The organism is Clostridium sp. C8-1-8, assembly GCF_009928445.1.
Taxonomy (GTDB): Bacteria; Bacillota; Clostridia; order Clostridiales; family Clostridiaceae; genus Clostridium_AR.
In genome coordinates this window covers 65,270-79,290 of sequence record NZ_JAABNO010000004.1, presented here as the reverse complement: position 1 = coordinate 79,290, position 14,021 = coordinate 65,270, and the positions used below count along the sequence as shown (strand labels likewise).

Sequence of the window (14,021 nt, the reverse complement as noted above, 5' to 3'; positions counted from 1 at the left end):
AAATATACTTTTCACAAATTTGTTTAATAGTATAAGTTTGCCAAAGAGTAAAGACTAAGGAGTGTAGATATTTGTTTGGATATGTTTTACCCTACAGGATGGAGCTTAAAGTAAAAGACTATGAAAGATTTAAATCCTATTATTGCGGCTTATGCCACTCTATAAAATCGATTTATGGCAATATGCCTAGAATATCACTTAATTATGATATGACCTTTTTATCTATCTTACTTGATGCTTTAATTAAAGAAGAAAATGATTATAATAGGATCGTCTGTGCACTTCATCCCACTCAAAAGAAAATAATATTAAAAAATAGTTCTGCATTAGATTATTCTGCACATATAAATGTTGCACTATTTTACTATAAACTAGTAGATGATATAAATGATGATAAAAGCTTAAAAGCTAAATTAATGTCCGTAATGTTCGTTAACAGTAAAAACTTATTTTCTAAAAAATATTCTACTATTAATGAAATCATAAATACTGAACTTAACGATCTAACCTATAAGGAATTAAATCATACCAATTATACATTAGATGAAATTGCTCATCCTTTTGGTAATCTTACTGGAGAACTTATGCGAAAATTTCCTGGTGAATTTATAAATGACTCCCAAATATTAAGGGATAACTTGTACAATCTAGGATATAATCTTGGTAAATGGATTTATCTAATAGATGCTTTAGATGATCTTAAAGAAGATATGGAAAAGAAAAAATTTAATGTGTTTAATAATTGTCTTAATGATAAAAACTTAAGTTTTCATGAATTTTATCATAGCATACTACAAAGAGCAGAGTTTTCTCTTTTAAGCTATGCATCTCAGTGTTATAATTCATTTATGGAGCTAAATGTTACCAAAAATAATGAAATATTAGACAATATTCTAAAACTCGGATTGATGGATAAGTTAGATTCCGTAATAAAAAAATATGAAGACAATAATTCAACTGACAGGAGGACATTTTATGAATAATCCTTACGAAGTACTTGGACTTAAAGAAGGCGCCTCAGAAGAAGAGATAAAGAAAGCTTATAGAGAGCTTGCAAAAAAATATCATCCCGATCAATATGGCAATAATCCCTTAAAAGATTTAGCAGAAGATAAAATGAGGGAATTAAACGAAGCTTATGATTACCTTCTTAAAAATGTAAAGAGCAACTATAAAAACAACTACTCTGGGTATGATAGTAGTAATACATCTTCCAACGGATCATACAATGCAAACTATGCTGAAATTCGTAGAGACCTGGCTTCTGGAAGAGTTTCAGATGCAGAATACAAGTTAAACGCTATGAAAATGCGTGATGCAGAGTGGAATTACCTATATGGTATAGTTATGCTTCAAAAAGGTCATATGGACTCTGCTTACAGCTTTCTTCAGCAAGCTTGCTCTTTAGATCCGAATAACGGGGAGTATAGAGACACTCTAAATAGAGTATCTTCAAGAAATAATAATTATAGACAGTCCTACTATAGAACAAGTAGGAATAATGATGCTTTTGAATGCTGCATGCAATTATGGTGTCTTGATAGTTTATGTGAATGCTTTGGTGGAGATTTAATTGGTTGTTGCTAAGCTATAGGAAAAGGAGAGCTGTTATATGAAAGCAAGTCATATGGCAAAAGGGGGTATATTTACAGCCCTATCAGTTATATTCTTATATTTGTCTGGTGTCTTACCTACAAATAGATTAGCTTTTATTGCTTTGGCATCAATTTTGATTCCAATATCAATCATGGCCACTTCCATATCAACATCAGTTTTAATTTACGTTTCAACGTCTATTTTAGCTTTACTTCTAGCAAATAAACTTACTGCTTTTTTATATATAATATTCTTTGGGTCCTATGGATTTATAAAATATTATATAGAACGTATTAATTCTATATTAATAGAGTATGTTTTAAAAATAATATTCTTCAATCTATGCTTTTTTGTAATCTATAAACTATATAGTGTGTTTTTAATCACTGATGCTATGAAGAAAGTACCAGTATGGCTTCTTATTATAGGAGCTCAAGTAGGCTTTCTTGTATTTGATTATGCATTAACTATCGCAATAACCGCTTATATAAGAAAATTCCACAATAAAAACTTGTAGTTTGAGAAAACAGTTATATATAAATTAATACTTAATAAGCAATAAAAACGTCATATTCAAAATATGACGTTTTTTTATATCTTTTGATGCCTTTTCTTTTATACAATATTATTTTAAAGCAAAAAAATAAAAGAACAGTAAAACTGTTCTTAAGGATAAATAGAAAATGAACATGGACTTGAAATTTGTTAATTAATTAACAACTTCGTTTATATTTTAACAGATACAGATTACTATTACAAGAGTTTATTAAAAAATATTTTTTTACTTTTTTCGCAAGTGGTAAGTAGTAGTATTTGACAGTTAATAATAATTATTATATAATATAGATATCACAATATTGAGGATGGTGAAAATGGATAATATAACAAGTATCTTTAGAGAAAAAAAATTAAAGCTAACACCTCAAAGAATTGCTGTATATAAATACTTAAAAGGCACTAAGGAACATCCTTCTGCAGAAGTTATATATAAAGCACTTCAAGCTGACTATCCTACTATGAGTTTAGCCACTGTTTACAAAGCTTTGAAAACTCTAGTTGAGGTTGGTTTAGTACAAGAGATTAACGTGGGCGAAGGAAATTTCAGATACGATGCTTTTTCTACTCCTCATCCACATATTCAATGCGTCAATTGTGGAAGAGTTGATGATTTAGATCAGTTAGATCTAAGCGGGCTTAATAAAGAAGCTGAAAATCATAGCAAATACAAAGTTCTTTCTAACAAAGTTTATTTCTATGGTATTTGTCAGGAATGTCAAGAAAAATAAAGCTACTTAAATAAGTAGCTTTATTTTTCTTTTGAATAAGTTTTAGAAAGAATATTCTGCCACTCGTTACCACTATATCCACCATTTAATATACTTTTTGTCTGCTCTATTAAGGTAGGTTTCATTTTATATGGCAGATTATGATAAAACACTATGTTATTTTCATTTGCAACAGTTATTGGCCAAAGCATCTGAGATTGTACTTCCTTTAGCTTAGAGTTTGCACTTCTATTGCCGGTTATTATTCCTTCTGCCGCTAGACTTTCATATGCCTTATCATCAGATAAATAATCTATAAATCTAGCAACTTCATCCTTATTCTTAGCATTTTGTAGTTGACATACTATATGATCAATTATCACCGGAGGATTTATCTTCAAACTCTCCATAAGATTGCTATTGGCAACTCCAATTTTCTTACTCTCACTTAATTCTTTTGAACTTAATGAAGTAACAAATGCAAAAGGGACTTCTCCACTCTCTACCTTTTTTACTATACTACTATCACTCGCTACAAACTTATCAGTATTAATACCATAGTCTTTATATAGAGTATTCATATAGCTAAACACTTGCTGCATCTGCGAAAAGTTCTTATATTTCTCTTCACCTATATCAAAGTTTTTTTCTAAATCAGCTTCATTAATCATATTATCGGCTACTATTGAAGCAATTGCTAAAGATATATCCATATCTTTTGGTAAAGCCACTGGTATCTTCATATTCTTATCTTTAGCTATCTTTAGTAATGCCGTCAAGTTAATATCATCTGGATTTCCTCCAATACCAGTTGCTTGTTCCCTATTATATATAAAATTCATGGAATATGGTATAATTCCCATACCAAAATATTTGTTATCTACCCTTCCATAGGTTGAAACAATACCATAAAACTTATCTATAACCTTATTATTTCCTATACTACTAGATATATCTGCTATATTTCCTTGCCTAGCCATACTTATCATAAGGTTTCTCTCACAGATCAGAACATCATAATCTGACTTTTCAGATGTGACCTTCTCTATCTTATCTTGCTCTGTCATGTTTTCAATTTTTATTTCTATTTTTGGATGATCCTTTTTATAGTTTGCAATCAATGTATTTATTCCATCCACATCCTGCGAAGCATTATTCTCAATCAATATACTAAGTTTACCGCTTGATTCAGATTTACTTTTTGAGCAACTTATGAGAAACGTAAAGCTTAAAGCTACTAGCAAAGCAATAGAAATAATATTCTTCAGCTTTTTCATATTACACCTCCTAAAATAACTTAATAATATTTTGTGTAAATTAATTTATTCTATGTTTGTTTCATATAATTTTAACGAGGTGATAAAATGAAAAGAACCATAGTACTTATGAATAAGAAATTTTTCTATATCTTAACCTTTATCTTAATCACTATTTTGATTATGATAACTATATTTATTTTTTTTACGTTAAAGTCTAGGCCACAAGATGACCAAGCTGTATCAACTAATACTTTAGTAACAAATGAAAAGGCTATAAAAAAAGACTTAAACGGTGATGGTAAGGATGATATCTTATATATATCTACGCAAAGCAATAAATATTATATGGAAGTTCATAGCTTAGGAAAAACAATTTTTTTAGACCCTGACAAAAAGATCGGAACCGTTGGAACATACTCAAGTTTTTGGCCTATGAGTGTTTCTCTAATAGATCTTTCTAGAGATAAAATACCAGAGATACTAGTCCAAGCTTCCCAAGACAAAGTTCCAATTCAGCATATATTTTACTACTCTAGTGGAGAATATAGAGATATTTACTTTGGATCAAATAATGTCTTTGGTATATTAGACTCTAAAAACAACAAGACCCCTAAGCTTATATCCATGAATTTAAAAAGCAGTAATAAGGATACCTCTCAGTATATACTAATAAAAGATTCTCTAAAAAAAGTTAGTTCTGATAGCTTAACAATACCTGGTCTTCAAAATGTACTACTTTTTATTGACATGATTGAAAGTTCAGGTGAACTAGATAACACTTATGATGTCTTCACTTCAGATATAGATAGTGATAGTATGTCTCTCATTTGGAAACTTGACAAGAAAGATTATATTTATGAATTTCAAGATGCACTCTTCAATGATACAAAATGGGATGAGAAAGGTTCTCCAAGAGAAATACAGTGGACTTTAAATTTTAAAAAAGTTATGGCTCAAGGTATTGGTGATCCTACTCAAGTAAAATTAAAAATCAATGTAATGAAAGAAGATGATAAATTTAAAATAAATTCTATAAAAATACAGAAAAATTAAAAGGGTCGCTTTCGCGACCCAAAAGGGGGATGGGGGGTTTTAGCTTTAATGAAGACAGTCTTCATTTAGCTATAGGAGATTTCTCCTAACTACATTTATTATTATTGACTAGTTTGCTTTTTTTATACATATTTATTATTTTAATATTCTATTTCACCAGATTGGTACATTTCTATAACTCTATCAATAAATCTAGCTCTAGCTGGATCTACAAAACTTCTTACTGCTCTTAACATAGATATGTTACCATCTTCACCACCTGAAAAATTAACAGGCCCACTATACTGTGTTTGATTGCTATTAAATCCTCCATTGTTGCTTCCACCATTAAAAGAGTTAAACATAGAACCTAAATTGTTTAAATCAAATCCTTCAGGTGACATGGATGAAAATAGGGATGATAAATTATTAAGATCTATATTATTAAACATTTCAGACATTTGAGGATTCATGCTAAAAGGAAATGGCAATCCTCCTGTAAGAAAACTTAATGGGTTCATGCTTCCCATTGATCCCATCATACTATTCATAATGTTCCCCATAGGTCCCATATTATTCATATTACTCATGTTGTTCATATTATTCATGTTGTTCATATTCCCCATGTTTCCCATGTTTCCCATGGGTCCCATGTTATTCATGCCACCAAGGTTCTCGTTTCTGCCTCTATGTCTATGCTTTGGCATAATACTCCCTCCAATTAATTACTGTGTATGTATTATATAAAATTTGCTTAAGAATAAAATAATATATTTTTTTGGAGGGCATAAAGCCCTCCAATCTATATTCTAGCGATAGCCATATCCATAGCCACCGTATGGTGTATTGCAGCCTCTACCTGAGCTGCATAGCCAGAATAATAAGAATAGTATGAACCCATTTTTATTACATAATACTCCGGAAATCCATAAGATAATGAAAGCTATTAGCCAACCACATCCATTATAACTTCCACTTCTTCCATTTGGATAATAACCATACTGGGGACCAAATACAGGATATCCATAGTTGCAACAACTATTACACATATCTTAAAGCTCCTTTCCCTAGCATTGTTAACTTATGGTTTTAGCAGCATCTTGGTTGGAAGAATCCAGCTCCGCCTCTGTTACCACCGAAGCCACCGCAGCCACATAATAAGAATAATAGTATTAGAAGAAATCCCTTATTGTTGCATAGTAATCCAGAATACTGGAATATTAATAGTAGTATAGCTATTGTACAAGGACTTCCACCGAAGCCTCCACAGCTAGATCCTCCACCAAATCCACCGATTCCAGGACCATATCCACCACCGTACATTGGCATTGGGTATCCACCACCATATGGGTTACAGCATGGGTCACAGCAGCATTTTCTCTTTGACATATCAAAATCCTCCTATCATCATTTTTTTATACTTTAGTATTTCATTGTTTATTAGTCGTTTACGCATGTGTTGTTATCGTTGCATCCACAGTTGTTACCTCTGCCCCATCCTCCACATACAAAGAATAGGATTATAATTAAGAACCATAGCCAGTTTGAACCGTAGCCACCAAAGCCACATCCACCGCCTAGGCCATATCCACCATATCCTCCGCCGTATCCAGGATATCCTCCGCCACAGCATGGATTTTGTTGTGGATAATAACAGGTTTGCTTACAGCATCCATGTTTAGTTTTCTTAACATTGCAGCAGCAAGGGTTTATTGCTCCATAACCACCATTGCCTCCACCATAATTCCCACCGTTTCCGCATCCACAGAAGATTAGTAGTAAGAATATTATCCAGATTCCAGATCCTCCAAACCCTCTATTACCTGTTCCACAGTTATCATTACAGTTATCATTGCCGCCTGTTAATCCATTTAGGATTTCATTTAGTTCCATAAATCTTCCTCCTTCTTGTTAAAATGGATTTATTTGGATTTATAATATATACTATTCTACCAATTCCAATTTGACACTGTTTTTAGGAATATAATTCGTCAGGAGAGAATATATTATTTTACTATATTAATTATTCATTCTTTCTAATATTTTTTCTCCAGTTGCGAATCGATAAGAATCGGTATAATTTTAAGATATGAAATTATGCTAAATATGTACCTAAGGATGTACCACTTCATCCCAACAAGTTCAGTTTTTTAGCGTCTAAAAAAGTCACTGAAGCGATCTTCTTCAGTAAGATTTTTTTTACATCTGCCTTTCCCAATGTACATAAGTGAAATCTAACAGGTGAATAAAATTTCCTTTATATTTTTCTATACAATAAAAAAAGACATTAAATCTTCAAGTGATTTAATGTCTTTTTATTAACTTTGTAAGCTTAGTAATTTAACATATTAGGATTCTTTTGGCTGCTCATCATCTTTAAGTATAATATCGTCAAATATTGAATCCACTAGCTCATCTCTTCCAACTTTATTTAATGAAGAGAAATAATATAACTTATCTTCTTGAGCTAACTTCAAAGTATCTCTTATTACTTTTTCGCTTTTTCTAAGTTCATTTTTAGATAATTTATCGCTTTTAGTAGCTATAACTAAAACATCATACCCGTAGTGCTTTATCCATTCATGCATCATAATATCATCTTCTGTAGGCTTGTGTCTACAATCAACTAAAAGTACAACTCTTTTCAACTGTAATCTTGAGCTAAGATATGTCTCAATTATCTTTCCCCAACTAGCCTTCTCAGTCTTTGATACCTTTGCATAGCCATATCCAGGCAAGTCTACCAAGTAAAAATCATTATTTATGAGAAAAAAGTTTATAAGTCTAGTTTTCCCAGGAGTTTGACTTACCTTTGCAAGTCCTCTCCTATTAGTTATAGAATTTATTATTGATGACTTACCGACATTTGATCTCCCTACGAAAGCAACTTCTATTCTCTCATCTGTAGGATATTGCTCCCTTCTAACTGCGGAAGTAATAAACTCTGAGTTCTTAATCTTCATTTTTATCAGCTCCAACCAATGCATTTTCCAGTACTGTATCTACTTTTTCAGCAAGTATAAAATTAAGCTTACCCTTTATACTTTGTGGTATTTTTAATATATCTTTTTCATTTTCCTTAGGAACTATTACTGTATCTATTCCAGCTCTATAAGCTGCTAAACTCTTCTCTTTTAATCCTCCAATAGGAAGAACTCTTCCTGTAAGAGTTATCTCTCCAGTCATCGCTACGTTACTCTTAACCTTTTTGTTAGAAAGCGCAGATACCAATGCAGTTATCATAGTCACTCCTGCAGATGGACCATCTTTAGGTACAGCACCTTCTGGAACATGTATATGAATATCCTTTGATTTATAGAAATCATCTTCTATATTAAGTCTTTTAGCATTAGCTCTAACATAGGTATATCCTGCTCTAGCTGATTCCTTCATAACATCACCAAGCTGGCCGGTTAGCTCTAGCTTACCAGTTCCGTCCATTACCATAACCTCTACTGGCAGTGTGTCTCCGCCATATGCAGTCCAAGCCATTCCAGTAACTACTCCAACTTTATCTGCTTTATCTACTTTATCATAGTTAAATACCTTAGGTCCTAAATATTTTTCTACTACCGTTGGAGTTACTAATACACTTGTTTTTTCTTTTTCCATCATATCTTTTATTGCTTTTCTTATTATGCTTCCTACTCTTCTCTCAAGACTTCTTACACCTGATTCTCTTGTGTAACCTTCTATAATAAGCTTTACAGAATTATCACTTATCTTTATCTCATTATTCTTTATGCCATGTTCTTCTAATTGCTTAGGAATAAGATATTTTTTCACTATATGATATTTCTCTTCATATGTGTACCCAGATACTTCTATAACCTCCATTCTATCTAGAAGAGGTCTAGGAATTGTATCTAAAGAATTTGCAGTAGTTAAAAACATAACATTTGATAAGTCCATCTCTACTTCTAGATAATTGTCTCTAAAAGTAGAATTTTGCTCTGCATCCAACACTTCTAAAAGTGCATCTGCAGGATCGCCTTTAAAGTCATTTGCCATTTTATCTATTTCATCTAATAAAAATAAAGGATTCATTGACTTAGCTTGCTTCATTCCATATATAATTCTTCCAGGTATTGCACCAACATAAGTTCTTCTATGACCTCTTATCTCAGCTTCATCTCTTACACCACCTAAGGACATTCTTACAAAGTTCCTATTGAGAGCCTTAGCTACACTTCTAGCAATGGATGTCTTACCAACTCCTGGAGGTCCAACTAAACATATAATAGGTCCCTTCAAAGTATTACTTACCTTTTTAACAGAAAGATATTCTATAATTCTTTCTTTAACGTCCTCTAATCCATAGTGATCTTCTTGAAGAACTTCTCTTGCCTTCTTGATATCTACGTTATCTTTGGTTTGCTTGCTCCAAGGTAAATCTAAAATCCAATCCAAATAGGTTCTTATTATATTTCCTTCGGAGGAATAGCTTCCTGAAGTTTTAAGTCTAGAAAGCTCATATAAAGCTTTTTCTTTAGCTTCTTTAGGAAGTTTAAGCTTTTTGATTTTACTCTCATAAGCTTCAACTTCTTTTCTATCCTCATCATCTTCGCCTAGCTCTTCTTGTATAACTTTAAGTTGTTCTCTAAGATAGTATTCCTTCTGAAGTTTATCCATCTTTTTCTTTACTTTATAACCGATTTTCTTCTCTATCTTTAGAACTTCAATCTCATTCTTAACAATTACAATTAATTTTTCTAATCTCTTTTTAATATCAAAAGTTTCTAATATTTCTTGTCTAACTTCTTGTTTTAGCAATAAATATGATGCTACAACATCCGCTAATCTAGCAGGATTCTCAATGTCATCCAATGAGATAATTATATCCGAAGAAGTATTCCCTGATAAACTTAAATAGTCACTAAATTCATCCTTAAGTGATCTTGTAAGTGCTTCTAACTCTAATTTAACCTTTTCACTTAATGTATCTTCTTCATCCTCAGTATATATCTCAGCTTCTATTGTAAAGTACTTATCATCATCGCTTAGAGAAAGTATTTTTCCTCTATTAACACCTTCCACCAATACTCTTATAGTCTCTCCTGGTAGTTTCAGAAGTTGTTTAATTGTACAAAGTGTTCCTACTTCATATATATCCTCTTTTACTGGTTCTTCAATCTTAGCATCCTTTTGAGTCGCAAGGAAAATTTGCTGATTATTTAACATCGCTTCTTCTAAAGCAGCAATGGATTTCTCTCTACCTACATCAAAATGAATAACCATGTTTGGAAAAATGGTTATTCCTCTAAGAGGAATTAAAGGAAGAACTTTTATCTCTTTATTCATGCTTCTCCCCTCCACAAATTAATTTTATCAATTAGACCTATTTAGTATACACATTATATGGCTATTTTTCAATAAATATTAGTATTGATTTTTAACACAATAAGTGCTGCTGATATCAGCAGCACTTATATCAATTATTTAGTGATCTTGCAGATAAAACTTCTACTGATTGCTCTGTAGGAGCATTACTACTTATTTTATCACATATATTGACCAATGCCAAGTTTATTACCTCAATGATATTATCTACCGCCTTAACTTTTATCCCCTCTAAAGCCTCAAAGGACTGACTATAATTTTCACTTGGAACTATTACAATCTTAGCACCAGCCTTTTGAGCTGCAGATACCTTTGCATTTACTCCACCTATAGGCTTCACTAGACCCTGCAGAGAAATCTCTCCTGTCATTGCCACCTGATTGTTAATAGGTATATTTTTTACAGCACTATACACTGCAGTTGCTATACTTATACCTGCTGAAGGACCATCGATTGGTACACCACCTAGAAAATTTATATGAATATCATAATTTTCACACTCTATATCAAAATTATTATTTAGTACTGTTAGTACGTTTTCTACCGAACAATAAGCAGTACTCTTTCTCTTCACCTTTCTGTTAGAAGATGATATTTCTTCTTCTTCAATAATGCCAGTAATCTTTAGGCTACCCTTTCTGCCTATAACTTTCTTAGCACTAGCTTCAATCTCTATTACAGTACCCATATTAGCACCATAAACAGCCAATCCATTTACCACTCCAACCTTAGGTTTAGTTCCAACCATCTTTTCAGGTCTTAAGGAATACTGTCCGTTCTCAACTACCCATTCTATATCTTCTTCATTTATTATAGTTCTGCCTTCATTTATAGCTAATCCTGAACATAGTTGAATTAAGTTAACCACTTCTCTACCATTGGAACAGTACCTACTTACTATATCTAATCCATTACTACATATTCCAAGGCCTACTTTTTTTACAGCATTGTCTGCTATTTGTTTAATTTCCTCTGGTACTAAAGCTCTAAAAAATATTTCGACACATCTAGATCTAATCGCTGGCACTATCTCTTCTGGACTACGTGTAGTAGCCCCTATTAGTCTAAAATCAGCTGGCAATCCTTTTTCAAATACCTCCTTAATGTAAGTAGGCATATTGGGATCTTCAGAACTATAATACGCACTGTCTAAAAATACTTTTCTATCTTCCAATACCTTTAAAAGCTTATTGAGTTGTATAGGATGTAACTCTCCTATCTCATCGATAAACAATACCCCACCATGCGCCTTAGTAACAGCACCTGGCTTTGGTTGAGGTATTCCAGCTACCCCTAAGGTACCAGCTCCCTGATATATAGGATCATGAACAGAACCAATTAATGGATCTGCTATTCCTCTTTCATCAAACCTAAGAGTTGTAGCATCTATCTCCACAAACTTTGCCAAATCTCTAAACGGTGAGTTATTACTCTTTTTAGCTTCTTCAAGAACTAACCTTGCTGCAGCTGTCTTTCCAACTCCTGGAGGACCATATATTATAACATGCTGTGGGTTAGCACCACATAAAGCGGCTTTCAAGGCCTTAATACCCTTTTCCTGCCCTATTATTTCTTCAAAGTTTTTAGGTCTACTTTTCTCTGTTAACGGTTGAGTAAGTTTTATCGCTCTTAATTTATTAAGTTTGTCTAGTTCCTTATGGTTCTCTTTATCTATTACTAATTTATTTGTCCTCTGATTACTAGAATTATTTATCATATAGATAAAAAGTAAAACAAGCATAATCACCTGCAACAAAATAAGAATATTGGTCATTTATTATCGCCACCTTACTACTTTCTAATTTCCTATTTTGTATTATGCTCATATAAAACATAGAATATAACCCATATAATGGTATATAAGTATTTATTTTTCGAATTTCAAAAATATTTTAAACGACATTTTTTACTGTTCGACCTAAACAGCTAATCTAAACATTGATATTTCTAGTTTTAGATAAGAAAAAACTTTGTACTTTCCTTAACAGTAAAAAATCCACTAAAGCGACCTTCTTTAGTGAATTTTTTTCCGCATTTGCCTTTCCAAATTCATATGAGGAAAATCTGGTAGACGATATAATTTCTCTTTTTTCATTCTTTCTCCAATATATGCATTTAACCCATATACACATAGTTATGCACAGCTTTATATAAAATATAATTTACTAAAGAATAAAAAAGACTGACGAACTAAGTCGTCAGTCATGTTATGCAGATTCTATACCTTTTTTAGGTTTAGATTTTTTACTCTTTAATACTGGCCTTGTTTCACCTTCTGCAACTAAAGTAATTTCTGGTTCCTTCTTATCCTTAACTGAATCTTCAGTTACCGTTACTTTAAGTATATTATCTTGTGAAGGGATATCAAACATTATATTAGTCATCATTTCTTCTACTATAGCCCTAAGACCTCTAGCACCAGTATTTCTCTTTATCGCTTCATCAGCAATTGCATCTAATGCTTGATTATTAAACTCTAGATCAACATTGTCTAACTCAAATAACTTCTTATATTGCTTTACTAGAGCATTTTTTGGTGTGGTTAGTATATTTACTAGAGCACCTTTATCAAGTGATTCTAAAGTAACTACTATCGGCAATCTACCTACAAACTCTGGTATCAATCCAAACTTTAAAAGATCACCAGGCATTATATCTTTTAATAATTTACCTATATCCTTTTGTTCTTTAGATTTAACATTAGCACCAAAGCCAATAGCACTCTTACTTGTTCTCTTTTCTATTATCTTATCAATACCATCAAAAGCTCCACCGCAAATAAATAATATATTGCTAGTATTTATCTGTATAAATTCTTGGTGAGGATGTTTTCTTCCGCCTTGTGGAGGAACTGAAGCTACTGTGCCTTCAAGTATCTTTAATAAAGCTTGTTGAACACCTTCTCCAGAAACATCTCTTGTTATTGATGGATTTTCTGACTTTCTAGCTATTTTATCAACTTCATCAATATATATAATACCTTTTTCAGCTCTTTCAACATCATAATCAGCATTTTGAATAAGCTTCAATAAGATATTTTCTACATCTTCTCCAACATATCCTGCCTCAGTTAATGTAGTCGCATCTGCTATAGCAAATGGAACATTTAGAAACTTTGCCAAGGTTTGAGCAAGCAGTGTTTTACCTGATCCTGTAGGACCTAAAAGAAGTATATTACTCTTTTGCAATTCTATATCATCATCTGCTTCATTGGAGTTTATTCTCTTGTAATGATTGTAAACTGCAACTGAAAGTGCCTTTTTAGCCGCTTCTTGGCCTATAACATATTGATCTAAGTAATTCTTTATCTCTACAGGCTTTGGCAAGCTAGTTGAGTCAAATTGAATGCTTTCTTCAAATTCATCTGCTATAATTTCAGAACATAATTCAATACATTCATCACATATATATACGCCTGGTCCAGCAATCAGTCTTTTAACCTGATCTTGGTTTTTACCACAGAAGGAGCATCTTAACTGCTTTTTGTCTTCGTATTTAGCCATTAACTACACCTCACTAAGGTCAAACA

General features: G+C 32.1%; 14 protein-coding genes. 5 read left to right on the top strand and 9 right to left on the bottom strand.

Annotated features, from left to right (window positions below):
* The first annotated feature begins 71 nt into the window (after positions 1 to 71).
* The 4 genes from GXK57_RS05865 to GXK57_RS05850 all read left to right on the top strand — a co-directional run bounded on the left by GXK57_RS05865 (position 72) and on the right by GXK57_RS05850 (position 2,882).
* Entirely contained in the window at positions 72 to 983 is a 912-nt protein-coding gene (locus GXK57_RS05865) for a DUF5685 family protein (protein WP_160672896.1), read from the top strand.
* Positions 976 to 1,587, top strand: coding sequence for a DnaJ domain-containing protein (locus GXK57_RS05860; protein ID WP_160672893.1), 612 nt, complete (start codon positions 976 to 978; stop codon positions 1,585 to 1,587). The genes GXK57_RS05865 and GXK57_RS05860 overlap by 8 nt, the downstream gene beginning before the upstream one ends.
* Before the next feature lie 25 nt (positions 1,588 to 1,612).
* The gene (locus GXK57_RS05855) at positions 1,613 to 2,113 is read left to right on the top strand and encodes a hypothetical protein (RefSeq protein ID WP_160672890.1); all 501 of its coding nucleotides are present in this window, start codon (positions 1,613 to 1,615) and stop codon (positions 2,111 to 2,113) included.
* A 355-nt stretch (positions 2,114 to 2,468) separates the two neighbouring features.
* On the top strand, positions 2,469 to 2,882 hold the full coding sequence (locus tag GXK57_RS05850; RefSeq protein WP_160672887.1) for a Fur family transcriptional regulator: 414 nt from the start codon (positions 2,469 to 2,471) through the stop codon (positions 2,880 to 2,882).
* Positions 2,883 to 2,902: 20 nt separating this feature from the next.
* On the opposite strand, the gene GXK57_RS05845 is transcribed toward GXK57_RS05850, so the two are convergent.
* The gene (locus tag GXK57_RS05845) at positions 2,903 to 4,138 is read right to left on the bottom strand and encodes an ABC transporter substrate-binding protein (RefSeq protein WP_160672884.1); all 1,236 of its coding nucleotides are present in this window, start codon (positions 4,136 to 4,138) and stop codon (positions 2,903 to 2,905) included.
* Between the two features lie 87 nt (positions 4,139 to 4,225).
* Between GXK57_RS05845 and GXK57_RS05840 the strand changes: the two genes are divergently transcribed.
* Complete coding sequence (locus GXK57_RS05840) at positions 4,226 to 5,173, top strand: VCBS repeat-containing protein (protein WP_160672881.1); 948 nt, start codon at positions 4,226 to 4,228, stop codon at positions 5,171 to 5,173.
* 140 nt (positions 5,174 to 5,313) lie between these two features.
* Here the strand turns inward: GXK57_RS05840 and GXK57_RS05835 are convergent, their stop codons facing one another.
* The 8 genes from GXK57_RS05835 to clpX form a co-directional block, all read right to left on the bottom strand.
* Positions 5,314 to 5,859, bottom strand: coding sequence for a hypothetical protein (locus tag GXK57_RS05835; protein WP_160672878.1), 546 nt, complete (start codon positions 5,857 to 5,859; stop codon positions 5,314 to 5,316).
* A gap of 102 nt (positions 5,860 to 5,961) precedes the next feature.
* Positions 5,962 to 6,201 carry a hypothetical protein gene (locus GXK57_RS05830; RefSeq protein ID WP_160672875.1) on the bottom strand — a complete coding sequence of 80 codons (240 nt, stop codon included), beginning with the start codon at positions 6,199 to 6,201 and terminating at the stop codon, positions 5,962 to 5,964.
* Positions 6,202 to 6,241: 40 nt separating this feature from the next.
* A complete protein-coding gene (locus tag GXK57_RS05825; protein ID WP_160672872.1) occupies positions 6,242 to 6,541 on the bottom strand; it encodes a hypothetical protein in 300 nt (99 codons plus the stop codon).
* 51 nt (positions 6,542 to 6,592) lie between these two features.
* Positions 6,593 to 7,045 (bottom strand): hypothetical protein, encoded by a 453-nt coding sequence (locus GXK57_RS05820; protein ID WP_160672869.1) that lies wholly within the window; start codon positions 7,043 to 7,045, stop codon positions 6,593 to 6,595.
* Between the two features lie 455 nt (positions 7,046 to 7,500).
* Entirely contained in the window at positions 7,501 to 8,115 is a 615-nt protein-coding gene (gene yihA / locus GXK57_RS05815; RefSeq protein WP_160672866.1) for a ribosome biogenesis GTP-binding protein YihA/YsxC, read from the bottom strand.
* Positions 8,105 to 10,453 (bottom strand): endopeptidase La, encoded by a 2,349-nt coding sequence (gene lon, locus GXK57_RS05810; protein WP_160672863.1) that lies wholly within the window; start codon positions 10,451 to 10,453, stop codon positions 8,105 to 8,107. The genes yihA and lon overlap by 11 nt, the downstream gene beginning before the upstream one ends.
* 130 nt (positions 10,454 to 10,583) lie before the next feature.
* Positions 10,584 to 12,266 carry an ATP-dependent protease LonB gene (gene lonB / locus GXK57_RS05805; protein ID WP_160672860.1) on the bottom strand — a complete coding sequence of 561 codons (1,683 nt, stop codon included), beginning with the start codon at positions 12,264 to 12,266 and terminating at the stop codon, positions 10,584 to 10,586.
* A 433-nt stretch (positions 12,267 to 12,699) separates the two neighbouring features.
* Entirely contained in the window at positions 12,700 to 13,995 is a 1,296-nt protein-coding gene (clpX, locus tag GXK57_RS05800; protein WP_160672857.1) for an ATP-dependent Clp protease ATP-binding subunit ClpX, read from the bottom strand.
* Positions 13,996 to 14,021 lie beyond the last annotated feature (26 nt).